Source organism: Nonomuraea sp. ATR24 (genome assembly GCF_041950485.1).
Taxonomy (GTDB): Bacteria; Actinomycetota; Actinomycetes; order Streptosporangiales; family Streptosporangiaceae; genus Nonomuraea; species Nonomuraea ceibae.
In genome coordinates this window covers 602,119-625,178 of sequence record NZ_JBGNUU010000004.1, presented here as the reverse complement: position 1 = coordinate 625,178, position 23,060 = coordinate 602,119, and the positions used below count along the sequence as shown (strand labels likewise).

Here is a 23,060-nt window from a genome sequence, read left to right as displayed (position 1 = left end):
CGGCCTTGAACTCCGGCGTGAACGAGCGGCGAGGACGCGGCTTCTTCTTCCCCATGCTCTCCATCATGGACATCCTTCCGGGGACGAACCCCTGATCTCGGATGTCCGTCAAACCGGATCAAGCCCAGCGATATATGTGCAATGATCTCGCTGGTGGAGGCTGCCTGATAAGTTGGCGCCGCAGGTCAGGAGCATGGCGTCGATAGGAACGGTCACGAACTGCAGCCATCGGTGCCTGGGAGGCGTACCCGATGTGTTGCCCGTCAGGGCGGTCAAACGAGGGAGAGCCGCGGGAGACGCGGACAGGGTGGCTGTCACGCTGATCTGCACTGCGGCAGATCCTGAGGCTATGTGCCGCCTGGATATTCACCGAGCACGTTGACCAATGGGTGGGCGCGCCGGCTTCTGCTTCGGCGGCGATCGCCAAGATGGGTTGGGCGGATCTGTCCGGCTACGAGTGGAACGTCAACGCCTTCCACCTGGAGGACTACGCCGATACAGGTGGAGAGCTTCGATGGACAGCCCCAGATCAGCCCGGAAGATCAGGCCCTGCTGCTCCGACTCGGCCTTGTCGTAGCCGAGGGCGTGTTCGCTCTCATCCGAGCATTGCCGGAGCCGGTGCTCGTCCGATGCGTCATCAGCGCGAACGACACCTGCGTCGTGTTCCGCTTCCACCAGATCCGCACCGGGGACGAGTGGATCGATAAGATCCTGAGGAATCGGGACGACCCAGACATGATTGTCGTAGCCGAACGTCATCCCTGAGCGTGCTCGCTACGTGTTGCAGGCGAGTTCCCCAGCGGGCTACCGCCACCGAGCACCCTCGTGGAGGGAGTGGCATCGATCTGGATTCGGGAGCCTCCTCTCGTCGGCTCTGCCTTTTGGTTTCTGTGCTCTTCAAGTCTTGTCTGCGTTTTCGGGACCACCGGGGAGTGCTTCCTCTGGAGAGTGCTGGAGATGGCCTCGGTCGCAGCGCGCCGGTCGCCTTCCTGTAGACGTCCTTGGTGATCGCGATGCTGGCGTGGTTGAAGACCTCGGACGCAACTGCGGCGGTATCCCCTGGGCGAGCATGGGCGACGCGCCCGAGTCGCAACGTGGCTGATCAGCTTAAGACGGTGGATGACGATGAGGTACAGCGCTCAGGTCATGCAGCCGAGGCTCCCGGCTATCGCGCGGGCGCCCCGCCTACGACAGGTCGTACTCGTCAATCCATAGAGCGGCTCCAGCTCTGTGAAGAAAGCTGATGGTTTCTTCGCCAAGAACGAGCCCTCGGGGGTTGGAGCCCTCTCCTGGTTCGAACGACCGAAGCATGACCAGCGTGGCCTCCGCGCCACCAGCGGTCAACTCTCCGATGCGATCCCAGGTGCCGGCTAACTGATTCATCACGGCGCCCACCTGCTCATCGAGTGAGGTGGTCTCTGCAAGGCCGGAGTCGAGAATCCATTCGTGTCGTGGCGGTATCAGGCGTCCGCTCTTCCTGCCGCGTCGTGATTCCTTCGCCTCAGACCGGGTCGGCTCGACGCCCACGTGCTGGGTGATCTGGCTTGGATCCAGTTCATCGGAATGAATTACGAAGTAGACCTGCTGATCGACGATCACGCGGACACGGTAGTGGTTCACGGCTTGGCGGACGTCTGCATGGCTGGAAGGGAGGCGGCGATGTGCTCGTTGGGATGGATCGGAACATGCCCGCCATGGAACGTATCGGCGAGCGCGCTTGGCAGGGCCTCAGGCTTGGCGAAGGGGGCATTCAGGATGCGGCGACGTCCGCGCGTCCACGGTGGAGTTCGTGTCGGGGTACGGCTCCCCGTCGTGTGGCAGGAGTCCGGCTGCCTCATATCCCGATGTATCAGTCCACGCCGCATCCCGGCGGCAGCGCGTGCCCCCTCCGGTCATCCTGCGGCCGCGGCTGCGTGCCGAGCCTGTAGAGGGGGAGTGATCATGCCGATCGTCGTGCGGCGTCAGCCTTCTCGGGCCGGGAGCCACTACGCCGGAATCCACCGACGCATCTGGCCGATGATGTTGAGGGCGTTAAGGTGGCGCATGTTCAACAAGCCTCCTGGATGGCTGTATCTCACTGCGTTCTCCGCCGTGGCCGGCGTCATTCTGTACTGGGCGAGCGTCCCCCACTGGTACGTCCTCGAGATGTTCCTGGTGGGCCTCTTCTTCGGGCTCCCGCTGTGGGTGATCTGGATGATCCGGTTCAGCATGGCGATGAGCAACGGTACGGCACAGCCTCGATTAATGCGCTGGTTGGTACCCGTGTTCATCGTCGCGGGTGTCGCGGTTGCCTTGGTGACGGATGCCTCGTTATGGCTCCGGTTCACGATCTCGAAGCCGAGCTTGGAAGCGTACGCCCGAACGGTGACGGCCGAAACGTCACGCGATTCCACTTGCCAGTGGGTGGGGCTGTATCAGATCTGCGACGCCTTTCCCTACCTCAGGCTGGAGGATTCAGAATACGTCCTGGGCAGTGCCTGCCTCATCGGTGAGGAGTGGGCCATCGACAGCAACACCAGCTTCGTCCTCCTGCCCGTGGGGGAGCCTGAGGAGACGGCCGACGACTCCTACCGGCATCTCATGGGGAACTGGTACGGCTGGCATGGGTGGGATCACTGGTGATCCGCCTGAAGCGCCGCCAGTGACGGCGGAATCGGCACCCTCCGCGTGGCCTCCCGGAGGGCGGTGCCCATGGGTTGTCCTTGAGTATGGTCCCGACATGGAGATCCCCGAGCTGACGGAACTGATCTGGCTTTTCGAGGATGAGCCGCAGGGCGCGTACGAGGACGTCCAGTGGCCAGTCGGCCTCCACTCCTTTCAACTCACCCGAGGCGCGATATCGGTGCTCTTCTCCATCGATCCCACGGCGGGTGAGGCGTATATCAGAATCACGTACGTCAGCCGGCTACGGCCTCTCGGGCGGCTGACGGTTGAGCGCCTGCGGTCCGGCTACGAAGGGCTGAAGCTGTGGTTCCGGGAGGATCGCAAGGAGCCGGTCGCGCTGCAGACCAAGCCTGCGGTCCGGCTGTGACCCCTCCGGCGAGTGGTAGCCGGGAGCGCCGCTGGACGATCGTGCTGACCGTTTGACGGCGGGCAGGGGCGCGGCCACCTGTGCGAGCGCGCTGTGACGTACGCCATTGCAGTTGGATACAAGAGGATTTCAAGAATGCTCGTGTTGCATGAGCTCCATGAGAAAGTTCGTTGCTGTCGCACTGATGACTGTCACCACCGTCCTTACGATCGGAATGGCGAGCGCCCCCGCTCAGGCCATGCAGCATGAGGGGTACTACCGCTGCTGGATCTCGGACCACGGCTGGATGTGGTGCCAGGACGCGTAGGGATGGTCCCTGTGTTCCTGCCCTGACCTTCACCAATGCCCGCCTCTGGAAAAGAGGCGGGCATTGTGCTTTTGAATGGGTCGTCAAGGGCGGGCTGTTCGGCCTGCGGGGTCGAGCTTTCGGGTTGATGAGTTGCACTACGATCATCGATTAGTATGCGCTTATACCGCTGGGCAGCTTCTGTCTCCCTGGTCATCACGCTCGGTGCGATCGTCGTCAGCTTGGTGGTCGGCACTGCGACGCCGGCCTGGCTGGCCACCATGTGGTCTCCGCCCAGTTCGAGCGTCGGGGCTTCTCCTCTGGTGCCGGTGCTCGGCGGGCTGCTGCTGGTCGGGCTGGTGAACGCGTGGTTGTTCTGGCAGGTTCTGCGGGGGCCTGGGCCGGCGGGTGCGCCGTTGGGGCGGGCGGGTGTGTGGCTGCGGACGCTGCTGTACGCCAACGTCGCTTGGCTGATGATTCCCTCCTTTCTGCCTGACACGGTCGAGGTGATCATCGGGCTGGTGCTCTGGGTGCCGGCGCTCGTGCTGTTGGCGGTGGTGTTCGCCGGGTCGGGGCGGCTGTTTCGGCTGGCTCTGCTTGTGTTCGGGGTGGCGGAGTCGGTGCCGCTGCTGGTGGCCCGGCTGGCGGATGATTCGGTCCTTCAGCGGTTCGTGAGCCCGACCTACGGCGTGACTCTCTTGGTTGCGGGGGTGGCCGGGTTCGTCGTGATGGTGATGCTTCTGCTCGCTCAGAGGCGTGACGGGCGTTGGTCTCGAGCGACGCAGTACATCGGCTGGGGCACGTTCGGGAGTGCGTTCCTCGTCGAACTGGTGGATTCCCTTACGCGCGGGAGCACGATCGAGTTGATCGCCGAGGCCATGAATGTGCTTTACGTCGTCTGGCTGGCGCGTACCGCGCATGAATTGAACCGTGAGGTGGGGCGGGAGGCGCCTTTCCGGGTGCCGACGGGGGTCGGGGCTGCGGCCATGGTTCCCTTGCTGATGGTCGTCGGGTCCGAGACCGAGCCGCGGCTCACCTATTCCTGGCAGAGCATCGACTTCACGGAGTGCTTGGCGCGGCCGGGGCCGCCGAGAGTTGCGGACCTCCCTGTTCATGAGCGTGAACGGGCTTACCTGTGCAACGTGAGAAAGCCTGATCGCGATGTCTCGGACCAGGAACTGCTCAGCAGGGGCCGAGGGGCGTGCATCAGGTTCGCGGCAGGGGAGCCGGTCAAGGCACGGCCTGCGTTGCTCGCGCTGCTCTGTCCGGACGTCATCGGGCGGAAGCATCCGGAGTTGTTGCTGTCCACTGCTCAGATAAACCAGCAGGAGGCGGAGAAGGACAGGGCCGTACGCGACCAGTTGAAGCGCGAGGCGCGTAAAGAGGACGCCCTGTGCCGCGACCCTTGGCCCGCGCTGCGTACTCGATTCCAGGCGACCGCGTCCTACTACGACTGGGACGGCCAGCCCTATGGCATTTACGACGCGGAAGCGGACACCGGGAGCGACGCGGAGGTGATCTGGGACGCGGACCCGCCCGGCGCCATGGAGGTCAGCGGGCAGCTGGCTCTGTTTTTCACGCCCAGCCAGGATTGGGCGGTCTGCGTCACGGCGAAGGCATTGCGTTCGGCCCCGCCGCCTCTTCGACGCAAGGGCTGGGACAAGGTGGTCGAGGCGGAAATCTTCAGCGAGTCGGGTCGCCTGGTGATGCAGAGGTTGTCGGCCAGCAACGTGCGATTTCCCAATCTCGCGCGTAATGGGGCCGGCCGCTATCGGTTGCGGTTGTATACGCGGCCGGGGGTGGATCTCATTCTTGTTTATCCGGTTAGGCGGGTGGGGTAGTGCGTGATGTCCTCTGTCGAGACGGAAGGCAGCGCGTACTTGGGTCTGGAATGGGTCCGCGGTCAGTCCCGTGGTGCCCGGATGACGGCTTGTCTTGAGGGATCATGGGGCTGTGAGAGCGCGAGTGGGAGAGTTTCGTTGGGTCGATCTCGGGGCGGGTGGCGATCCGGCTCACGGCTGCATGCTTCTGGAAATGTATGTCGGTCCTCAGGGAGAACGAGGTGAGGAACGATTCCAGCTCACCGTCTGCACTCCGTCGGCCTTGGCTGAGCAGCTCAGGGATCATCCGTTTCTGATTGGCCGGCACTGGCTCTTCGTCGGCGAACTTCATCCCGACAAGGTGACCGAGTGGCTGAGCGATCGGATTGCCGTGCTTGAGGCGCCTACGTGGAGTGAACTGGCCTTGAAGATCGGCCGGATCGGAGAGTGGGAGTTCGAGGATGATGCCGGGTGGTGAGGAGGCGCTACGTGGCCAGGGGGGTGCCTGGCGGCTACCGGATCTGGGACAACAAGGTGCGCCGGTGGTGGGGCGATCTCTATGAGCTGTGCCCCGATGACCTGCTCGACGAGCTGAACGGCGCCCGTGACCCTGACAAGGTGACGGCTCTGCTCAAGCGTTATAGGGCTGTGCGGCGGTAGATCCGGTTGCTGGTGTGGGTCGTGACACCGGGTCTCTCCTTCGATACCGTCGCCGGGTGGAAGACGATGACGCCTTCATCTCCTCGCCGATGGGCGACGGCGCCCTTGATCTCGCGGTGGGCGTCATGGTGGTGCTGCTTCTTCTGCCTACCGCTATTTGGCTGACCGTCGTGTTGTTGCGCAGCCGTAAATAGCGCGGCCAGCTCCTCGATCCGGCTGGGCGCGGGGTTACGCGCGGGCGCCTGGAGGGCGGAGAAGATCAGGGTGAGGGCGTGCGCGTCGGTCTCGATCCGTACCTCGTGGAAGTCGATGCCGACGGCTTCCGTCCAGTGTCGCGCGGCCGGTGAGTCGGTGATGAGGGTGGCGCCGGGATAGAGCATCTGCCAGTTCACGCCCCAGTAGTGTCCGTCGAGCTCGCCGGGCTCGTCCGTGGTGAGCCGGTCGTCGAGGGAGACCGCCCAGGTGTGGGGCGGCAGGGCGGTCACGCAGATGGCCTGGACGCAGTGCCGGAACACGTAGCGCAGGTTGACGGTCTCGGCTCGGGGCGTCACCAGCGGCTGGATCACGAGCTGGTAGTCGCGGTTGTGGTGCATGAAGCCGTGGCGGAGCAGCGCGTGATCGAAGGTGTCGTCCAGGGCCTGTCTCAGCTCAGCCATGTTCACGGGTTCAGCGGCTTCGGCAGGTAGGGGGTGAAGTGGTCGGCCACCGTCCGGGCGGTGGTGGCGGCGTCGTGGGAGCCGTCGATTTCCAGTACGCGGATGCCCAGGTCGCGGGCGGTGCGTACGGCGTCCTCGGCGACGAGGCGGTCGCGGGCGAGGCGGTTGGCCTGGGCGCGGGCCGGGTCGGTGACGAGGCCGCCGAGTGAGGCGGCCCGGGGGAGCGTCCGGGCCTGGTGCCGGCGGAACTCGGGGGTGGGCACCATGACGATCATCCGGCGCGGTGAGTCGACGATGGGGGCGACGAGTTCGGGGCGCAGGCCCCAGCCTTCGGCGATGATCGGGTGGCCGGAGACGAGGGCGCGCAGGTCGTCGAGGGCCCAGGCGAAGCGGACGGGGAAGCCGGCCAGGGTCTCGGCGGCCATCTCCTCGGGGGTGGGGTGGACCCACGTCCGGTCCGGGTCGGGGGCGCGGCCGGGGTCGGGGTCGCCGTGGGCGACTCGGCGGGCGATCCGGCGGTCGTTGTGGGCGCGCGCGTCGTGGTAGTCGTAGTGGTAGGCGGTGACGCCGTGGCGCTCGGCCAGGAGGCGGGCCACCGTCGATTTTCCGGCCCACTGGCCGCCGCCGATCCACAGGGCGCGGCGCAGGGTGCCGAAGGGGTCGAGGAGTTCGCCGGCCGCTGGAGAGTGGGGGCTGGTCATCTGCGTCTCCTCCTGGGTCCGTCCCTTGCGGAACGGGCGAACGGGTTTCTCGTACGGAACACCGTAGACATGCGGTCGTATCCCTTCCCCGGAGTCCGCGTTCTGGGACGATTCTGAGCGTGAGCGCACCTGGAGAGGCCGGGATGGAGCGGGCGGTCGTGCGGGTCGGCAACGGCCGGAGCAGGGGCGCGGGTGTGCTGGTCGCGCCCGACCTCGTGGTGACGTGCGCGCATCTGTTCGGGGGGTGGGACGAGGGGCCGCCGACGGCGGTGGAGGTGGACTTTCCGTTCCTGGGGAGCGGGCCGGTGGGCGCGGAGGTCGTGTTCTGGTCGTCGTCCCAGGAGGGGGATCTCGCGGTCCTGCGGCTGGACGCGGCCGCCGCGGTGCCGGGGGCCAGGCCGGTGCCGCTCGCGTCCGGGGTGCTGCCGGACCAGCAGGTGGCGGTGTACGGGTTCCCCAGCGATCACGAGGCAGGCGTCTGGACGTTCGGGCAGGTCGTGGGGCCGCTGCCGAGCGGGTTCGTGCAGGTGCAGGCGTCCACCGGTTCGGGGTTCACGGCGGGATATTCCGGGGCGCCGGTCTGGAGCCACGAACGCCAGGCGGTGCTCGGCATCATGGTCGCGTCCGACGCCAAGCGCCAGATCGGCCTGATGCGCTCGGTCGACTCGCTCAGGAGCATGCTGCCGCCGGAACTCGATCTGCTCATCAGCGCCCAGGAAGCCCCACCGGCCGGCGGCTCGCGGGGGGAGCCCGAGGACGAGGGCGTCCGGGGGCGGGAGCGTACGGAATGGGTGAACGACGCCCCGGCGGACCACGACCTGCTCAAGCGGGCCGCTCTGGCCGGGGTGCTCGCCCGGCAGTTACGCCAGGCCAGGACCGACACCCCGGGCTCGTCGTTCCTCGTGCACGTGGACGGGTCCTGGGGCACGGGCAAGAGCACGCTGCTCAAGCTGCTCGCCGCCGATCTGCGGAGCGACTCGCTCGTGGTGTTCTTCGACACCTGGCGGCACGTGCGCATCGAGCCGCCGTGGTGGGCGCTGCTGACCGCGATACGGAAGGCGGTCGTCGCCGCCCGGCCGCGCCGGAGGCGTCCGGCGTTCCTCGTACGGGAGCTGGTCGCGCGGGTGCGGCGCGACGGCGCCCCGCAGGTGGTGTCCGGCCTGCTGCTGGTCGGCGCGGCGCTGCTTCTCGTGTCGCTGTTCGGGTCGGGCGCCGTGGGCGGGATCGAGCCCACGCTCAAGACCGCCACCACGCTGCTGGGCACGCTGGGCGGGCTGTGGACGGCCGGAGTGCTGGTCAGCAGGTACGCGATGTGGGCGTCGGCGCGACGCGCCCGTTCCTTCGAGGAGTCGCACCACGATCCCATGAACGACGTCGCCGAGCACCTCTCCTGGCTGGTCCGGCACGCCGGGCGGCCGATCGTCGTGCTCATCGAGGACCTCGACCGGTGCAACGCGGACTACGTGGTCAACTTCCTCGACTCCGTGCAGACGCTGCTGCGGGACGTGCCGGAACGCTGGAAGCACTCCAAGCACCACGCGCCCAGCTTCGTCGTCGCGATGGACGGCGCCTGGCTGCGCTGCGCCTACGAGAACGCGTACGAGACGTTCAAGCCCGCCGTGTCGGCGCCCGGGCGTCCGCTCGGCTACCTGTTCCTGGACAAGCTGTTCCAGCTCAGCGTCCCGATGCCGAGGCTGGGCGCGACCAGCCGCGACCAGTATTTCGGCCGGCTGCTCGGCACCGCCGCCGTGCCGTCACCGGCGGGGGCCGAGCGGGTCAGGGCGGAGCTCGACCGGAGCGGCGACGAGACCCAGGTGCTGAAAGTGCTGGAGAAGGCCGACCCGGAGGTGCGGCAGGCGGTGGCGTCGCAGGCGGTCGAGCGCATCCTCGACGCCGACGTCCAGGACCTCTCGCATCATGCCCTGTCCAGGTTCGCCCGGTTGTTCCACAGCAATCCGAGGGCGATGAAGCGGTTCGTCAACACCTACACCGTGCTGCGGGCCGTACGCGTGCTGGAAGGCAGCGTGGTGCCGACGGACACCCTGGCCCTGTGGACCCTGCTCCGCATCCGCTGGCCGGAGCTGGCCGATCACCTCGAAGCGCACCCCGACGACATCACGCGGCTCATGGACCGGTCGAGCGGCGACGACCTCCCGGAGGCGCTGCGGGAGCTGGCCGCCTCGGCCGACCTGCACGACGTGCTGCACGCCGTGCCCGGGGCCGAGCTGACTCCCGAGCAGATCCGCGCATGTTCCGGAGCCGGTGACTGACCGCTGCGGGGCCGGGCGTTGTACGGTGCGGTGGAGGAGGCGACGCTCCATGGCTGACGAGCAGATCACGACCATCGGCAGATGCCACATGTGCAAGCGCACCTTCGGCTACACGCCCGCGACCGTCATGACGGTCATGATGGACCCCGACACCAACCTTCCGCTGGGCATGACGATCTCCGGCGCCCTGCGCGAGCCCTCCCCGGAGGCCGCGGCCCGGGCGGTGGCGCGCCACGTCTGCCCCGCCTGCGTCGACAAGGTCAAGCAGCTCAAGACCTTCATGGACGCCCAATCCGCCCCACCGTGGGGCGACTCCTGACGGAACCCCCGAGGAGACGGCGTGGACGAGCTCGAACGACGGTTCCACCGGGCGATGGTGGGCATCTACGAGACCGCCAAGCGCGAGCTCGGCTACAACGCGACGCGCTTCCTGCAGATGCTCAGCGAGCGCGGCGGGGTCGAGACCGCGAGGCAGCTCTTGCGGGCCGACGCCCCGTCCGACGGGTTCACCACGCTCTGGACCCACGGAAGGCTCGATCTCACGGTCGAGGCCCACGTCCTGCAGGCGGGCTACGAGAGCCTGTTCTCCGACGAGGACCGGGAGCGGGCGAGCCGGCGGCTGGAGAGTTATGGGTGGCGGGTTGAGGGTTAGCTGATGGTAGCGGCGAGGGTGGCGCCCAGGGTCCAGCAGGCTTCGAGGTCGGCCTTGGCCGGGGCGCCGACGACGGTGACCGGGTGATGGGCGCGTTCCCAGCCGAGCCCGGTGGCGATCGACTCCACCGCGCGGACCGCGCCCGCCGGGTCGTTGTTGCCGTGCACGTACAGGCCGTACGGCAGGCGGCGGGTCTCCTCCAGGCACGGGTAGTAGACGGTGTCGAAGAAGTGCTTGAGCGCTCCGCTCATGTAGCCGATGTTGACCGGCGTGCCGAGCAGGATCCCGTCGGCCTGGAGCACGTCGACGGCGGTGGCGTGCAGGGCGGCGCGGGTGACGACCTCGACGCCCTCGATCTCGTCGGTGGTGGCGCCGCGCCGCACGGCCTCGAAGAGCTCGTGCAGCGTGGGCGAGGCGGTGTGGTGGACGATCAGCAGCCGGCGGGCTTCTTGCGACACGCTGCCGATACTTTCACGCCGCGTGCCGTGGTCAGCGGGAGGCGGGGGGTTCCGGAGGGGAGTGCGGGGTAGCAGGGGGTGCATGGTGACATCGCTCGTGCGGTCAGGGTTCGGCGCCGCGGCGCGCCTGCGACGGGGACGTCCGCTGCATCCGGCCGGGCTCGTCCTCGACGCGCGGCTGCGCGTGCACGGGACGGGCCGGGTGTGGGGGGCGGAGTTCCTCGACCGGCGGATGGATCTGGAGGGGATCGCCCGGTTCTCCCGGTCCACGGGGGTGCCGCCGCCGCTGCCCGACATCCTGGGGATCGCGTTGCGCTGGGAGCAGTCCGATCTGCTGTTGGCCAGCACCGGTCACACCGTGCTCGGGCGGCGCCTGCTCAGGCCGGCCCGGGCGTGGGCGCCCGGCCTCTACAGCTCGCTGTTCTCGTACGAGGTGGGCGGGCGGCGGGTGCTGATCGGCGCGCTGCCGAGGGCGGGACGGCGGCTGCCGGCCAGGTTCGACGCGCTCGCCCGGGCGGTGGCGGACGGGCCGCTGCTGCTGGATCTGCTGGTCGCGGCCCCGGCGGGGCCGTGGGAGGTGTTCGGGCAGGTGGAGGTGGCCGGTCCAGCGCGGACCGACGCCGAGCGGCCGACCCGCTTCGATCCCGTACGCCGTCCCGTGCCGGGGATGCGGCAGGCCGGATGGCTGAGCGAGGTGCGGGAGGCGGCGTACTCCGGCGCGCAGCAGGTGGCCGACCAGTCGCACGAAGAACGCGTCTGACCTCGCGTCCCACCCCGCCTGGCCCCCGTGCAACCCGCGCCCGACCCCCGTTCGACCCGTCGTCCGGTTCCGCGCCGGGCGCGAGAGGATGAAGGCATGCGATATCTCCGGGCCGCGCTGGCGGTTCTTCTGGTCAGCGGCGGCGTCACGGGCACGGCGTCGGCGGACACCGGTCAGGTCGCGAAGGAGTTGCGCAAGCTGGAGGCGTCGTTCCAGGGCCGCATCGGCGCGTACGCGGTCGACACGGGCACCGGCCGGACCGTGGCGTACCGGGCGGACGAGCGGTTCGCGATGCTGTCGACGTTCAAGGCGCCGCTGTGCGCGGCCGTGCTGCAGAAGGCGCGCACCGGCCGGCCGGGGCTGATGGGCAAGGTCGTCAAGTGGACGGCCGCCGACATGACGCCGAACTCGCCGGTCACCGAGAAGCATCTCAAGCACGGCCTGACCGTCTCCCGGCTCTGCGCGGCGGCGGTGACGCGCAGCGACGGCACCGCCTCCAACCTGCTGCTCAGGCAGATCGGCGGCCCCGCCGGGCTGACCCGCTACTTCCGCACGCTGCGGGACCCGGTCTCGCGGATGGACCGCACGCACCCCGGGCTGAACGACTGGACGCCCAAGGAGAAGCGCGACACCACGACGCCCGCGGCGATGGCGCGAGACCTGCGCCTGCTCACGACGGGCAACGCGCTGCACGCCAAGGACCGCGAGCAGCTCGTCGCCTGGCTGCTGGCCAACAAGACCGGCGCCGAGCGCATCCGCGCCGGGCTGCCCCGGAGCTGGAAGGTCGGCGACAAGACCGGGACCAACTCCAGCGGGTTCGGCGGCGGCAACGACATCGCCGTCGTCTGGCCCGGCAAGGGGGCCGCGCCCATCATCATGGCGATCTACACGAACCGTACGCCGGGACTGCCCACCGACAACCGGACCATCGCGAGGACGGCCACCGCCCTGGCCCGCGCCCTCGGCAAACTCTGACAAATCCCGAGGTGCCGGAAACCGGCTGCCGTCCGTACGATAGCGGGGTGCGTCGTTCCATGTGGGACGAGCCGCGTCCGGTCGACCCGCCCCGGCGGGTGTGGCGGGACTGGGTGCTCGTGGGGGTGCTCGCGCCGGTCGCGCTGCTCGAAGGCTTGCTGCGGCCGGACCTGCCGTGGCGGGCCGCGTCGATCGTCGTGGCCGTCGGGCTGGTGCCGACGCTGCTGTGGCGGCGGACCCGGCCGCTGCTGATGCTGGTGATCGCGTTCGGCGTCACCGGGCTGGCGCCGCTGGTGGCCGGCGGCGACACGTCCACGTACACGATGGCCTATCTGCTGCTCCTGCCCTACGCGCTGGTGCGGTGGGGGTCGGGGCGGGAAGCGGTCGCGGGGCTGGTCGTCATGCTGGCGTCGATCGGCTACTCGACGGTGCCGGCGCGGACCCCGCTCGCCGACGCGGTGGGGGCGTTCTCGCTGATGGTGGCGGTGGTGGCGCTCGGCGTGGCGTTCCGCTATCGGGCCGGGGCGCGGGCGCGCGAGCTCGACCGGGTGAAGCTGCTCGAACGTGAGCGGCTGGCCCGCGACCTGCACGACACCGTCGCCCACCACGTCTCGGCCATGGCGATCAGGGCGCAGGCGGGGCTGGCGACCGGCACGCCCGACGCGGCGGCCGAGTCGCTGCGGGTGATCGAGGCGGAGGCGTCGCGCACGCTCAAGGAGATGCGGGCGATGGTCCGCGTCCTGCGCCGGAACGAACCCGGCGAACCCCCGCCCACCGGGCATCTCGCGGATCTCGAACAGCTCGCCGAAGCCCGGGGCGGGCCGCGCGTCGAGGTGGAGCTGGCAGGCGACCTCGACGGCCTGGAACCGGCCACGACCGCCGCGATCTACCGCATCGCCCAGGAATCGGTCACCAACGCCCGGCGCCACGCCCGCGACGCCACCCGGATCGCGATCCGGGTCACCGCCGACGACACGTACGTCCGGCTGCGGGTCAGCGACGACGGCGAGCCGGGGCCCGCCGCCACCCCCGGGTACGGGCTGCTCGGCATGGCCGAACGCGCCGAGCTGCTCGGCGGCAGCTTCGAGGCCGGGCCCGGCGACGGCGGCTGGACGGTGTCGGCGGTGCTGCCCCGGGCGGAGGCGGCCACGTGAGCATCCGCGTGCTGGTCGCCGACGACCAGGAGATCACCCGCACCGGGCTCCGGATGATCCTCGACGCTCAGCCCGGCATCGAGGTCGTCGGCGAGGCGGGCGACGGGCGGCGGGCCGTCGAGCTGGCGCGGCGGCTGCGGCCCGACGTGTGCCTGTTCGACATCCGGATGCCCTACCTGGACGGCATCCAGGCGACCCGCGCGCTCGCCGGGCCGGACGTCCCCGACCCGCTCGCCGTCGTCGTCATCACCACGTTCGACCTGGACGAGTACGTGCACGCCGCGCTGCGGGCCGGCGCGCGCGGCTTCCTGCTCAAGGACGCCGGGACCGAGCTGCTCACGCAGGCGGTCCGGGCCGCGGCGGGCGGCGACGCGCTCATCGCGCCGAGCGTCACCGTGCGGCTGCTGGCCGCCTTCGCCGGAGCCGCGCCGCCCGCGCCGCCCGTCGAGCCGCTGACCGACCGCGAGGAGCAGATCCTCGCCGCCGTGGCGCGCGGGCGCACCAACAGCGAGATCGCCGACGAGCTGCGCATCACGCTCAGCACGGTGAAGAGCCACGTCGCGAACCTGATGACCAAGCTCGGCGTCCGCAACCGCGTCGAGATCGCCATGTGGGCGTACGAGACGAACCGGGCGGGGAACCGGCCGATGGGCTGACGAGGCGCTGGTCCTTTCGGCCGTTACCCCCCTCAGGGGGCCGCGCCCACACTGTGGGACATGAAGGCATACGTCTTACGTTCGTACGGATCGCCCGACGTCCTGCAGCTCACCGAGCTGCCCACCCCGGTGCCGGGGCACGGAGAGGTGCTGGTCCGCGTGCGCGCCACGTCCGTCCAGCCCTACGACTGGCACCTCATGCGCGGGGAGCCGCGCGTGTCCCGGCTGATGCCCGGCCCGCTGGGGCTGCGCGGGCCGAAGATCACCGTGCTCGGCGCCGACGTCGCCGGGCAGGTCGAGGCCATCGGCCCCGGCGTCACCGGCTTCCGGCCGGGCGACGACGTGTTCGCCATGCCCCAGCAGGGCGGCTTCGGCGAGTACGTGTGCGTACCGGAGAAGGATCTCGCGCCGATGCCCGCGGGCCTGTCGTACGAGGAGGCGGCGGCGCTGCCGCTGGCCGCCGGGACCGCGCTGCTGGCGGTGCGCGACGTGGGCCGGGTGCGGCCGGGGCAGCGGGTGCTGGTCAACGGCGCGTCGGGCGGCGTCGGCACGTTCGCGGTGCAGCTCGCCAAGGCGTACGGGGCGCACGTCACCGGCGTGTGCGGCGAGCGGAACCTGGACCTGGTCCGGTCGCTCGGCGCCGACGAGGTCCTCGACCGGGCCAAGCAGGACTTCACCGGCCACGAGGGACGCTACGACGTGCTGGTCGACAACGCGGGCGGCCGTACGGGCGCCGAGTGCCGCAGGGCGCTCACCCGCAAGGGCGTCCACGTGCTCGTCGGCGGGCCGGGCGGGCGGTGGCTGCAGCCGGCCGGGCGCATGTTCGCGCTCCTGGCGGTGGCGCCGTTCGTGTCGCAGCGGGTGGCGCTGGTGGACGTGGTGGGCTGCAAGGAGATGGGCGCGAACCTGCGGACGCTGGCCGCGCTCGTCGAGGGCGGCGAGGTCAGGGTGGTGATCGACCGGCGCTTCCGGTTCGAGGAGATCCCCGAGGCGGTCCGCTACCAGGAGCAGGGGCGCGTCACGGGCAAGGTCGTCGTCAGCGGATTGTCGTAGCCGTAGGACATGCTGGGCCGCATGACTGACGTGCTGCTGTTCCACCACGCGCTCGGGCTGACCCCGGGGGTGCTGGCCTTCGCCGACGAGCTGCGTGGGGCCGGGCACACCGTGCACGTGCCCGACCTCTACGAGGGCCGCGTCTTCGACGACCTGGAGGCGGGGGCCGCGCACGCGCAGGAGATCGGCTTCGGCACGCTCGTCGAGCGCGGGCGGGCCGTCGCCGAAGGGCTGACCCCGGAGCTGGTCTACGCCGGGTTCTCGCTGGGCGTGGTCCCGGCGCAGACGCTGGCGCGCACCAGGGCCGGGGCGAAGGGGGCGCTGCTGCTGGAGGCGTGCCTGCCCGCCGACGACTGGCCCGCCGAGGTGCCGGTCCAGGTCCACGGCATGGACGCCGACCCGTTCTTCGCGGGCGAGGGCGATCTCGACGCCGCCAGGGCGCTCGGCGCGGAGCTGTTCCTCTATCCGGGCGGGCGTCACCTGTTCGCCGACAGCAGCCTGCCCTCCTACGACGCGGGCGCGGCCAAGCTGCTCACCGAGCGGGCGCTGGCGTTCCTGCATCGAAAGATGTAGGCCGATCTCGTCAGCGCGCAGGAAGCCCGCCCACCAGGGAGTCAATAGCGTAGGAGACCTCAGCAGGCATGATCGAAATGAGGCTCCGTCATGGCTCCCGGCCGCAAGAACCTGTTCACCGGCCTCGCCGTCTTCGTCGGCGGGCTGCTGCTGTGGCAGTTCGGGCTCGATGTCGAGATCGTGGTGTTCAACCCGTCGAAGATCGGCGTGGTGATGATGGTGATCGGCGCGCTGGAGGCGCTGTGGGGCCTCTACCGGATGCGCGCCGAGTCCTGAGCCGCCGGTCCTGCACCGCCGTGGTCAGGGCGAAGGCGACCAGCCCGTTGACGTAGGCGACCAGGCCCAGCGCGATCCCCCTGATCTCCAGCACGTCCCACCGGGTGACGACCAGCGCCACCAGGCCGAGGCCCAGCAGGGGTTGCAGCGGCAGCACCGCCACCGCCGTCAGGAGCCGGTTGCGGGCCAGGAAGTCACGCCCGCGCGCGAGGACGATCCAGGCCAGGACGGCGCACACGGCCAGGATCAGGACGAGCGTCGTCACCTCCATCTAGCCGCGCCTCCTCAGGAAGAGGACCGCCGCCACCCCGCCGGCGATCCAGACGAACATGATCGGCCAGAACGGCACCCCGCTCGCCACCCACGGGAACGGCGCCGGCGAGAAGCCGCCCCCGGGATCGGGCTCGTGGCCGTAGTCGGCGGCGAGTGCCACCACGAGCGTGACGACGACGGCGGCCATCTGCATGACGAACGCCCACGTCACCGGACGGCCGGCGCGGCGGGCGGGCGCGGCCTCCTCGTCCTGGCCCAGGATGCGGCGCAGCAGCTCGCCGGCCGTCGGGCGGTCGGCCGGCGACTTGGCCAGGCAGTCGGCCAGCACGTCCCGTACGTCCCGCGGAACCCCGGTGAGGTCGGGCGGCTGGGTCAGGATGCGGTTGAACACCGCCGGGATGCTGTCCTGACCGAACGCCGGCCGGCCCGTCGCCGCGAACACCATCGACACGGCCCAGGAGAACACGTCCGACTCCGGCCCCACCGGCTCGCCGCCGAGCTGCTCGGGCGACATGTACGGCGGGGTGCCGACGACGGAGCTGGTCTGGGTCGCCGTCGCCTCCAGCACGCGGGCGATGCCGAAGTCGACCACCCGGGGCCCGTCGGGGCCGAGCAGCACGTTGCCCGGCTTGAAGTCGCGGTGCACGATCCCGGCCTGGTGGATGGCCTGCAGCGCGGCGGCGGTGGCGAGCATGAGACGGCGCAGCCCGCCCGCGTCGCGGGGGCCGTCGCGGCTGATGAGCTGCTGAAGCGACTCGCCGGGGATGTACTCGCTGACGATGTAGGGCCGGTCGCCGTCGACATCGGCTTCGAGCACCCGTGCCGTGCCGAACGAGCCGACGCTGCGGGCGGCGTCGAGCTCGCGGACGAACTGGCGGCGGTGCTCGGCGACGAGCCGGGCGTGCAGCACCTTGATCGCCACCGGCCGGCCTGACGGGTCGCGGCCGAGGTAGACGGCGCCCTGGCCGCCCTCGCCGAGCAGGGCCTCCACCTGGTAGGCGCCGACGCGCGCCGGGTCGGACTGGCTCAGGGGCCGGGGGGCGGAGACCATCCAGCTCTTATATCAAGATCCCCCCGGCGTGGGCAGGGCAATCGGCGAAGGGAGGCACCGGCAGGGCAATCGGAGAAGGGATACCCGCGGTGCGGCGGGCGGTGGTCAGCGCTTGCGGCCGAAGGCGAAGTAGGCGAGCGGGCCGGCGAAGTTGACGAAGACCGCCGCGCGCCAGGCCCGCTTGGAGCCCTTGATCTCGGCGGCGGGCCGGCGCTGGAGGTCGATCAGCGCCGCGCCCAGGAGGCCGAGCTGCGCGCCCGTGAGCGCGCCGATCGCCGTCCGCTGCCCTTTGCTCAGCTCACGCCACTGTTTCGCCATGAACGTGATGATAAATCACGCTATCGGATGGCGCAGAGCAGGCGGTTGTTGCCGCGCTGCCACAGCGTGCCGGTCTCGCTGAAGCCGGCCTCGCGCAGCGCCGTGACGTGGTGGGAGAGCAGGTTGGACTCCGAGCCGCGGTGGTCGGCGCCGGCGGTGGTCCGCTCGGCGTTGAGCGCGCTGAGGTCGGGGTCGGCGGCGACCGCGTCCCACCAGGCGCGCCAGTCCTCGGGGTGGTCGCCGGCGAAGACGCGCTCGGTCTGGGTGTCGTGGATGGCGCGTTCGAGGCGGGCCAGGCCGGGGGTGACGTCGTCGGAGTCGAGGTGGTCGCCGTTGAGCAGGAGACCGCCGGGCCGCAGCACGCTCGCGAGCTCGCCGTACATCGCGCGCAGGTCGGGCGGGGAGATCCAGTGCAGGGCGGTGGTGCTCACGGCGGCGTCGGCGGGGCGGTCGAGGCCGAGCGTGGCGGTCCAGCCGGGGGTGCGCAGGTCGGCGGCCACGAACGTCAGGTGCGGGTAGGCGGCGCGGCCGAGTCCGAGCAGCAGCGGGTCGGCGTCCACGGCGATCACCCGGGCCTTGGGCAGCCGCTCGACGAGGCGGGCGGACAGCGAGCCGGGGCCGCAGCCGAGGTCGATCACCAGGGGGTCGGGCCGGTCGAGCGCCTCCACGGCGTCGATCAGGGCGGTGAAGCGCTCCTCGCGGTCGGGCAGGTAGCCCGCCTGCTGGCGGTCCCAGCGCGCGAGCCAGGCGAGTGCGGCATCGTGGGTGAGCACAGTAGGTCTCCTTGTGACTGTCGTTTATGCTTTCAGCAGTCACAGACTAGAGCGCAAAGGTGTAACTGGTCAATTGAACTTCAACAGTCACACGGACGGAGTGGTCCGGGTCGCCGTCGGGCTGGTCAACAGCCTGACCCCGGGCGAGCGGCGTGGCCGGCCCGCGCCGCCGCCCGCCGACACCGCCGCGGCGGCCACCGAGGGGCTGCGCGTCGGCTATCCGAGCCACCGCCCGGCGACCGAGGCCGAGGCGGCCGAGCTGGTCGCCGTCGCGCTGCGGCTGCGGGAGGTCTTCGAGGCCGTGGCGGCGGACGACGTGGACACGGCGGCGCTGCGGGTCAACGCGCTGCTGGAGGAGTCGCGGGCCAGGCCGATGCTGCAGCGGCACGATGGCGAGCCGTGGCACCTGCACTTCCACGGCACCGGCGGCACGATGGCGGGCGACTGGGCGGCGAGCTGCGCCACCGGGCTGGCGCTGGTGCTGGGGAGCGAGTTTCACGACCGGCTCGGGGTGTGCACCGCGCCGCACTGCGATCGGGTCTACGTGGACGTCTCGCGTAACGGAACGCGCCGGTTCTGTTCAACTCCTTGCCAGAACCGGGTCAAGACCGCGGCATTCAGAGCGCGCAGCAAGACTGTCTAGCCCGACACATCCGGAAATATCATCCCGGCCTGGAGTGCCAGCCAGGAAAGAGGACGCGAATAAGGCTCGTGCGCCCTTCTGACGTGCCAGAATGGCGCCACTGTGACCCCCTCCCCACCATTCCCCGTGAACCTGGTCGGCATGTCGAACGGCGACGTGCTGATGCTGCCTGCCGTGTGGCCGGTGCGCCTCACTCCCGAGCAGCGGCGCCAGCTCGTGGAGCGGCTGCTCGATGCCGAGACCGAAGAGCTGGGTGTCGATCCGTGACGGATCCCCCTGCTCCAGCTCCCCGGGGGCGGCCCGGGGAGCTGGAGCCCGCTTTGTGATGTATTGACGTCCCCCACGTCACAAAGGTTCACACAAGTCTATAAATGGCCATCTCCACTGAGAAATCAGGCGGCACCCGACAGGTCCGCATGCTTGTCGCGTTCTATCTGGGCCTGGAGGATCTCCTGCCGCTCGTCGCTGATCCTGCGCGTCAGGATCATGTACGCCTCCAGCACCTTGGCGTAGGACCGCCGTGCCTCGTCGAGCTGTTCGGCCAGCATGAGCGCCCGGTCGGCATCGCCCTCGCGCCGGGCCTCGGCCAGCATGGCCCCTGCGTCGTCGACGATCTGCTCGGCCCGTTGCCGGGTCCGGCGCAACACTTCGGAGCACTCGAAGAGCTCTCCCAGTCGCGCTGAGGAAACGATGAACTCTGCCGTGTGCACGGCCGACCCGTTGCCTGCCGTCCGCCGGAGATCTGTTTCCATACCCGCCACCTCCACCGTCAAAGGTTGCCTCACTGTAGACGCGCAATCGCGATCCGTGGATCACGCTCGGATTCTGGAGGTACGGGTCTGTGCCCCCGGAGGACTTCTCTTCTCCCGAGGGGGAAAACAGCGCCCCTGAAGCCGATTCGGTGGGGGTCAAATACGACGCTTAGTCGTCTTACCTGGGTTTATCGAGTGAATGCGGCAATCGTCCGGCTGAGTAAATCAGGGGCACCAAGACTGGCGATCGCCCACGCCGCCGGGGCCGGCGGTCACATACTGATACGAGGCGGATGCGGATGGTGACGCTCCGGGGTGCGGGTTGGTGGTGGCCATGGTGAAGGACGACACGGTGGACGTGAGCATCGTCATCCCCGCCCGCAACTGCAGGCCGTACCTGGACCGGTGCCTCACCTCGGCGCTCGTGCAGCGGGTGGCCGCGGAGATCGTCGTGGTCGACGACGGCTCCACCGACGGGACGGCCGAGCTTCTCGGCCTCTACGCCGAATACCACCGTGACCGCTTCAAGGTGATCCGGCTCGAAGGCTCGGGTGGCGCGGGCCGCCCCCGCAACGTCGGGCTCGACCACGCGGCGGGCCGCTACGTGTTCTTCTGCGACGCCGACGACTACCTCGGCCCCGAGGCGCTGGAGCGCATGGTGGCCGTGGCCGACGCCAACGGCTCCGACATCGTGCTCGGCAAGATCGTCGGGCACGGGCGGCGGGCCCCGGCGTCGATGTTCCACCACAACGCCGACCGCGCCGAGCTGGGCGCCAGCGCCGTCTACAACAGCCTGAGCTGCTTCAAGCTGTTCCGCAGGGAGATGCTGGAGCGCCACCGGATCAGGTTCCGAGAGGGCCTGCTGGTCGGCGAGGACATCTACTTCACCGTGCACGCCTACTGCCACGCGGGCACGATCTCGGTGGTCGCCGACTACGACTGCTACCACCTGGTGGCCAGGGCCGACGGCAGCAGCATCATGCAGCAGCCCGACAGCCGCGACCCGCTGGCCTGGCTGCACATGATCCGCGGGCCGATCGGGCTCATGACCGACCACGTCCCGCCGGGGCCGCTGCGCGACCATCTGCTGCTGCGCCACTTCAGGCTCGACGTGTTCGCGCAGCTCGGCGCGCCGTTCCTGGAGGCGGGGGAGGTGCGGCGCAAGGAGATCGCGCAGGCCGTGGCCGGGCTGTGCGACCAGTGGCTCACGCCGGGCGTCTACCGGGGGCTGACCGGCACCGACCGGCAGCGGCTGGCGGCGCTCGGCGACGTGGACCGGCTGGCGCGGCTGGCCGATCTGGAGGGCGCCACCGTGCGCCGGAAGCTGACCGGGCTGTGCTGGGACGGCGACCGGCTGGCGGTCACGGTGGCGGTCGACCTGGAGGGCATCGGCGTGCCCGACGCGGTGTCGCTGGTGCTGCGCACCCGGGACGACCCCCGGCGCGAGCTGGTGGTGCGCGCCCGGCCGGGCGATCCGGGCGAGAGCGCCGAGCCCGGCCGCCGCTACACCGCCCGGGTCGACGCGCGGGCGCTCGGCTCCGGGATCTGGGACGTGCGCGTGTCGGCCGAGCGCGAGGGCGTGCTGCGCACCGGCAGGCTGGGCGCCGACCGCGACGGCGCCCTGGTGCTCCCGGCGCCCCGGCTGATCGGTGCGGCGGCGGTGCTGCCGTACTTCACGCGCGACAACGGCAACCTCAGCGTCGACGTCGGCGGCTACGTGGTGGGGGTGCCGGGGAGCGTGCGCATCACCAGGACCAGGTGGTCGCTCGGGCGGCGGCTGGTGATCGACGGCGAGATCACGGTCGCCGGCGGTGTGCCGCCGGAGGAGGCCGTGCGGCGGCTGGTGTGGCGCGAGCGCGGCAGCGGGCGCGAGCGCGCCGACGTGGTGGCGGCGCTGCCCGGCGGCGGCTTCGTGGCCCGGCCGGCGGTGGGCAGGCTGCCGCCCGGCACCTGGGACGCCTACCTGGAGCTGGACCTGGGCGGCCCGCCCGCGCGGTTCAGGATCGAGACCGAGGCCGCGACGGTCGCCGCGCCGCGCCGCTGGCTGGGCGGGATCGCGCTGCTGAGCGTCCGCCCGTACGCGACGTCCGGCAAGGGCCGGTTGAGCACGGTGGTGCGGCAGCTCAGCGCGCGGGCGGTGATCCGAAGAATCATGCGCTAATGCCATCCATATGCAGGTGCAAGACGATGACCTAAAGTAGGTACGTTTGTTCACCTGCATCCGGAGGCTGGTCGTGCACGTCCCCGATGGCTTCTTCAACGCAGCAGTGTCCGTGTCGGCCGGGGTGGTGGCCGCCGCGGGAGTCGCGGTCTGCCTGCGCGGCGCCCGGCGCGAGCTCGACGACCGCACCGCGCCCATGGCCGGGCTGGTGGCCGCCTTCATCTTCGCCGTCCAGATGCTCAACTTCCCCGTCGCGGCCGGGACCAGCGGCCACCTGCTCGGCGGGGCGCTGGCGGCGATACTCGTCGGACCCTACACAGGCGTCCTGTGCATGGCCGTGGTGCTGATCGTGCAGGGGCTGTTCTTCGCCGACGGCGGGCTCACCGCGCTGGGCGTCAACATCACGCTCATGGGCCTGGTGACCGTGCTCGTCGGCTGGGGCGTCTTCCGGGCGATCACCAGGGTCGCGCCGGGGCGGGGCGGGGTGACCGCCGCCGCGTTCGTCGCCTCGCTGCTGTCGGTGCCGGCCTCCGCGCTGGTGTTCACCGTGCTGTTCTGGGTCGGCGGCACCGCGCCGATCGAGCTCGGCACGGTCGCGGCCGCGATGGGCGGCGTGCACGTGCTCATCGGCATCGGCGAGGGCCTGATCACCGCGCTCACCGTCGGCGCCGTCCTCGCGGTCCGGCCCGACCTGGTGTACGGCGCGCGGGGCCTGGCCAGGCCGCTGGAGCTGCGCGGCGCCGACGGCACGACCGTGGTGAGCCAGGAGCCCGACAGCGCCGGGCGGCCGGTGCCCGCCAGGGGCGGCAGGCCGTTCGTGCTCGGCGCGCTCGGCGTCACGCTGGTGCTGGCCGGGCTGGTGTCGTCCTACGCCTCCGCCGACCCCGACGGGCTGGAGTCGGTGGCCGAGGAGAAGGGCTTCCTGGGGCAGGCGGCCGACCACCTGTTCGGCACCTGGGCGCTGGCCGACTACGGTGAGGTCGGCGGCATCCCCGTGGGCGTCGCGGGAATCATCGGCGTCGGCATCACCCTGCTCGTCGCCGGGGTCGTGGCCTGGGCCGCGCGCGGGCGCGACCGCACGCGGGTCTGAGTCGGGAGGCGGTGGAGC

Annotated in this window: 29 protein-coding genes; 19 read left to right on the top strand and 10 right to left on the bottom strand. The window is 70.4% G+C overall.

Annotation, left to right across the window (positions count from 1 at the left end):
- Positions 1 to 465: 465 nt before the first annotated feature.
- Both ACBI99_RS14035 and ACBI99_RS14030 read right to left on the bottom strand, forming a co-directional pair.
- Complete coding sequence (locus ACBI99_RS14035) at positions 466 to 759, bottom strand: hypothetical protein (protein ID WP_375072436.1); 294 nt, start codon at positions 757 to 759, stop codon at positions 466 to 468.
- Positions 760 to 1,185: 426 nt separating this feature from the next.
- On the bottom strand, positions 1,186 to 1,599 hold the full coding sequence (locus ACBI99_RS14030) for a DUF4279 domain-containing protein (protein WP_375072435.1): 414 nt from the start codon (positions 1,597 to 1,599) through the stop codon (positions 1,186 to 1,188).
- 342 nt (positions 1,600 to 1,941) lie between these two features.
- Between ACBI99_RS14030 and ACBI99_RS14025 the strand changes: the two genes are divergently transcribed.
- The 5 genes from ACBI99_RS14025 (at position 1,942) to ACBI99_RS14005 (ending at position 5,797) form a co-directional block, all read left to right on the top strand.
- The gene (locus ACBI99_RS14025; protein ID WP_375072434.1) at positions 1,942 to 2,622 is read left to right on the top strand and encodes a hypothetical protein; all 681 of its coding nucleotides are present in this window, start codon (positions 1,942 to 1,944) and stop codon (positions 2,620 to 2,622) included.
- A gap of 97 nt (positions 2,623 to 2,719) precedes the next feature.
- A complete protein-coding gene (locus tag ACBI99_RS14020) occupies positions 2,720 to 3,031 on the top strand; it encodes a hypothetical protein (protein ID WP_375072433.1) in 312 nt (103 codons plus the stop codon).
- Between the two features lie 462 nt (positions 3,032 to 3,493).
- Entirely contained in the window at positions 3,494 to 5,158 is a 1,665-nt protein-coding gene (locus ACBI99_RS14015; protein WP_375072432.1) for a hypothetical protein, read from the top strand.
- A gap of 112 nt (positions 5,159 to 5,270) precedes the next feature.
- A complete protein-coding gene (locus ACBI99_RS14010) occupies positions 5,271 to 5,615 on the top strand; it encodes an Imm8 family immunity protein (RefSeq protein WP_375072431.1) in 345 nt (114 codons plus the stop codon).
- Complete coding sequence (locus tag ACBI99_RS14005) at positions 5,612 to 5,797, top strand: hypothetical protein (protein WP_219508844.1); 186 nt, start codon at positions 5,612 to 5,614, stop codon at positions 5,795 to 5,797. The genes ACBI99_RS14010 and ACBI99_RS14005 overlap by 4 nt, the downstream gene beginning before the upstream one ends.
- Here the strand turns inward: ACBI99_RS14005 and ACBI99_RS14000 are convergent.
- Together ACBI99_RS14000 and ACBI99_RS13995 are read right to left on the bottom strand one after the other, a co-directional pair.
- Positions 5,776 to 6,453 (bottom strand): hypothetical protein, encoded by a 678-nt coding sequence (locus tag ACBI99_RS14000; protein WP_375072430.1) that lies wholly within the window; start codon positions 6,451 to 6,453, stop codon positions 5,776 to 5,778. The two genes, ACBI99_RS14005 and ACBI99_RS14000, sit on opposite strands and share 22 nt — an antisense overlap.
- Before the next feature lie 2 nt (positions 6,454 to 6,455).
- Positions 6,456 to 7,154 (bottom strand): hypothetical protein, encoded by a 699-nt coding sequence (locus tag ACBI99_RS13995; RefSeq protein ID WP_375072429.1) that lies wholly within the window; start codon positions 7,152 to 7,154, stop codon positions 6,456 to 6,458.
- A 119-nt stretch (positions 7,155 to 7,273) separates the two neighbouring features.
- Here ACBI99_RS13995 and ACBI99_RS13990 point away from each other — a divergent pair, with 119 nt between their 5' ends.
- Genes ACBI99_RS13990 through ACBI99_RS13980 form a run of 3 tightly spaced genes read left to right on the top strand, consistent with a single transcriptional unit; the run spans position 7,274 to position 10,076 of the window.
- Positions 7,274 to 9,424: a P-loop NTPase fold protein gene (locus ACBI99_RS13990; RefSeq protein ID WP_375072428.1), complete on the top strand. Its 2,151-nt coding sequence runs from the start codon at positions 7,274 to 7,276 to the stop codon at positions 9,422 to 9,424.
- A 49-nt stretch (positions 9,425 to 9,473) separates the two neighbouring features.
- On the top strand, positions 9,474 to 9,743 hold the full coding sequence (locus ACBI99_RS13985) for a hypothetical protein (protein WP_375072427.1): 270 nt from the start codon (positions 9,474 to 9,476) through the stop codon (positions 9,741 to 9,743).
- A gap of 21 nt (positions 9,744 to 9,764) precedes the next feature.
- Positions 9,765 to 10,076: a hypothetical protein gene (locus ACBI99_RS13980; RefSeq protein ID WP_357592712.1), complete on the top strand. Its 312-nt coding sequence runs from the start codon at positions 9,765 to 9,767 to the stop codon at positions 10,074 to 10,076.
- Here ACBI99_RS13980 and ACBI99_RS13975 read toward each other — a convergent pair.
- Complete coding sequence (locus tag ACBI99_RS13975; protein WP_219508838.1) at positions 10,073 to 10,534, bottom strand: flavodoxin family protein; 462 nt, start codon at positions 10,532 to 10,534, stop codon at positions 10,073 to 10,075. The genes ACBI99_RS13980 and ACBI99_RS13975 overlap by 4 nt on opposite strands.
- Before the next feature lie 82 nt (positions 10,535 to 10,616).
- On the opposite strand from ACBI99_RS13975, the gene ACBI99_RS13970 reads away from it, so the two are divergent.
- The 7 genes from ACBI99_RS13970 to ACBI99_RS13940 all read left to right on the top strand — a co-directional run bounded on the left by ACBI99_RS13970 (position 10,617) and on the right by ACBI99_RS13940 (position 15,981).
- Positions 10,617 to 11,294 (top strand): hypothetical protein, encoded by a 678-nt coding sequence (locus ACBI99_RS13970; RefSeq protein ID WP_219508837.1) that lies wholly within the window; start codon positions 10,617 to 10,619, stop codon positions 11,292 to 11,294.
- A 96-nt stretch (positions 11,295 to 11,390) separates the two neighbouring features.
- Complete coding sequence (gene bla / locus ACBI99_RS13965) at positions 11,391 to 12,269, top strand: class A beta-lactamase (protein WP_375072426.1); 879 nt, start codon at positions 11,391 to 11,393, stop codon at positions 12,267 to 12,269.
- A gap of 47 nt (positions 12,270 to 12,316) precedes the next feature.
- Positions 12,317 to 13,423 (top strand): sensor histidine kinase, encoded by a 1,107-nt coding sequence (locus ACBI99_RS13960; protein ID WP_375072425.1) that lies wholly within the window; start codon positions 12,317 to 12,319, stop codon positions 13,421 to 13,423.
- Positions 13,420 to 14,079 carry a response regulator transcription factor gene (locus ACBI99_RS13955; protein WP_219508835.1) on the top strand — a complete coding sequence of 220 codons (660 nt, stop codon included), beginning with the start codon at positions 13,420 to 13,422 and terminating at the stop codon, positions 14,077 to 14,079. The genes ACBI99_RS13960 and ACBI99_RS13955 overlap by 4 nt, the downstream gene beginning before the upstream one ends.
- A gap of 60 nt (positions 14,080 to 14,139) precedes the next feature.
- On the top strand, positions 14,140 to 15,132 hold the full coding sequence (locus ACBI99_RS13950) for an NAD(P)-dependent alcohol dehydrogenase (RefSeq protein ID WP_219508834.1): 993 nt from the start codon (positions 14,140 to 14,142) through the stop codon (positions 15,130 to 15,132).
- 21 nt (positions 15,133 to 15,153) lie between these two features.
- Positions 15,154 to 15,705 carry a dienelactone hydrolase family protein gene (locus tag ACBI99_RS13945; protein ID WP_364182827.1) on the top strand — a complete coding sequence of 184 codons (552 nt, stop codon included), beginning with the start codon at positions 15,154 to 15,156 and terminating at the stop codon, positions 15,703 to 15,705.
- A 90-nt stretch (positions 15,706 to 15,795) separates the two neighbouring features.
- A complete protein-coding gene (locus ACBI99_RS13940; RefSeq protein WP_219508832.1) occupies positions 15,796 to 15,981 on the top strand; it encodes a DUF5708 family protein in 186 nt (61 codons plus the stop codon).
- On the opposite strand, the gene ACBI99_RS13935 is transcribed toward ACBI99_RS13940, so the two are convergent.
- From ACBI99_RS13935 to ACBI99_RS13920, 4 genes are all read right to left on the bottom strand, one after another.
- Complete coding sequence (locus ACBI99_RS13935; protein ID WP_364182825.1) at positions 15,893 to 16,252, bottom strand: hypothetical protein; 360 nt, start codon at positions 16,250 to 16,252, stop codon at positions 15,893 to 15,895. The two genes, ACBI99_RS13940 and ACBI99_RS13935, sit on opposite strands and share 89 nt — an antisense overlap.
- Positions 16,253 to 17,305 (bottom strand): serine/threonine-protein kinase, encoded by a 1,053-nt coding sequence (locus ACBI99_RS13930; protein ID WP_375072424.1) that lies wholly within the window; start codon positions 17,303 to 17,305, stop codon positions 16,253 to 16,255. It lies immediately after the preceding gene.
- 105 nt (positions 17,306 to 17,410) lie between these two features.
- A complete protein-coding gene (locus tag ACBI99_RS13925; RefSeq protein WP_364182819.1) occupies positions 17,411 to 17,623 on the bottom strand; it encodes a PLDc N-terminal domain-containing protein in 213 nt (70 codons plus the stop codon).
- Positions 17,624 to 17,643: 20 nt separating this feature from the next.
- Complete coding sequence (locus ACBI99_RS13920) at positions 17,644 to 18,396, bottom strand: class I SAM-dependent methyltransferase (RefSeq protein ID WP_357592696.1); 753 nt, start codon at positions 18,394 to 18,396, stop codon at positions 17,644 to 17,646.
- Between the two features lie 73 nt (positions 18,397 to 18,469).
- Here ACBI99_RS13920 and ACBI99_RS13915 point away from each other — a divergent pair, with 73 nt between their 5' ends.
- Positions 18,470 to 19,039: a CGNR zinc finger domain-containing protein gene (locus tag ACBI99_RS13915; RefSeq protein WP_219508824.1), complete on the top strand. Its 570-nt coding sequence runs from the start codon at positions 18,470 to 18,472 to the stop codon at positions 19,037 to 19,039.
- Positions 19,040 to 19,165: 126 nt separating this feature from the next.
- Entirely contained in the window at positions 19,166 to 19,306 is a 141-nt protein-coding gene (locus ACBI99_RS13910) for a hypothetical protein (protein WP_219508823.1), read from the top strand.
- A 125-nt stretch (positions 19,307 to 19,431) separates the two neighbouring features.
- On the opposite strand, the gene ACBI99_RS13905 is transcribed toward ACBI99_RS13910, so the two are convergent.
- Complete coding sequence (locus tag ACBI99_RS13905; protein WP_375072423.1) at positions 19,432 to 19,791, bottom strand: hypothetical protein; 360 nt, start codon at positions 19,789 to 19,791, stop codon at positions 19,432 to 19,434.
- Positions 19,792 to 20,125: 334 nt separating this feature from the next.
- Between ACBI99_RS13905 and ACBI99_RS13900 the strand changes: the two genes are divergently transcribed.
- Positions 20,126 to 21,952 (top strand): glycosyltransferase family 2 protein, encoded by a 1,827-nt coding sequence (locus ACBI99_RS13900; RefSeq protein ID WP_375072422.1) that lies wholly within the window; start codon positions 20,126 to 20,128, stop codon positions 21,950 to 21,952.
- 73 nt (positions 21,953 to 22,025) lie between these two features.
- Positions 22,026 to 23,042 (top strand): energy-coupling factor ABC transporter permease, encoded by a 1,017-nt coding sequence (locus ACBI99_RS13895; protein ID WP_375072421.1) that lies wholly within the window; start codon positions 22,026 to 22,028, stop codon positions 23,040 to 23,042.
- The last annotated feature ends 18 nt before the right edge of the window (positions 23,043 to 23,060 follow it).